Here is a 651-nt window from a genome sequence, read left to right on the forward strand (position 1 = left end):
CCGGCGTCTCCGCAGCGTCGACCGCTGCCACGACTGCCTACGCCCAGCATCGGGGACCTGACGTGGCACACGCCGCCAAAGAGATGTCCCCGGACTGGATGAAGCAGGTCTCCGGGTTCGTTAAGCAGTATCTTGATGAATTCTTCAGTGGACGGTCTTCTGGAACCGATACCGAAGGCTATCCTGGCGACAAATAAATGCTAGGCGAAATAATTGAGGAAAAAGAAGAATGGATCGGCGTAAGAGTTGTTGACAACAACGATGAAGAACACAAAATAGCTATTGAACATGTGGGGAAAATACGAGGCCACGGGCAGGATGGATATCCAGATAAGGCAGCAAAGAGGACTAACGAAGGAAACGAATACGTCGAGCAGGCCCGCCGTTTCGCACAGTATTACGTCTACCAGGAACGCGGGTACGACACGGTGCCGCCACGGATTCACCCCGAACGAATCAATGCTGTCCGACTCGCTGTCGCCGAGATGGACCTTGAGGAGTTTGAGGAGTACTTCGGCGATCTCTATCAGCAACTGAAAAGTCATCACGATGATAGCTACGATCCAGTCATTCAGCCACCGGCTGACGCCCAGTCCGAGGATCTGGTACTGTACCGAACGAACGTCTACCTTGGACTCGATCCCCTCGAGA

At 53.6% G+C, this 651-nt stretch carries 1 protein-coding gene and 1 pseudogene; both read left to right on the forward strand.

Annotated features, from left to right (window positions below):
* Positions 1-197: hypothetical protein (locus G6M89_RS22075; RefSeq protein WP_165164051.1), on the forward strand; the 197-nt coding region annotated here is incomplete at its 5' end.
* A gap of 93 nt (positions 198-290) precedes the next feature.
* Positions 291-651 (forward strand): annotated as a pseudogene (locus tag G6M89_RS22080) (hypothetical protein); the annotation flags it as partial.

Origin of the sequence: Natronolimnobius sp. AArcel1 (assembly GCF_011043775.1) — an archaeon.
Lineage (GTDB): Archaea > Halobacteriota > Halobacteria > Halobacteriales > Natrialbaceae > Natronolimnobius.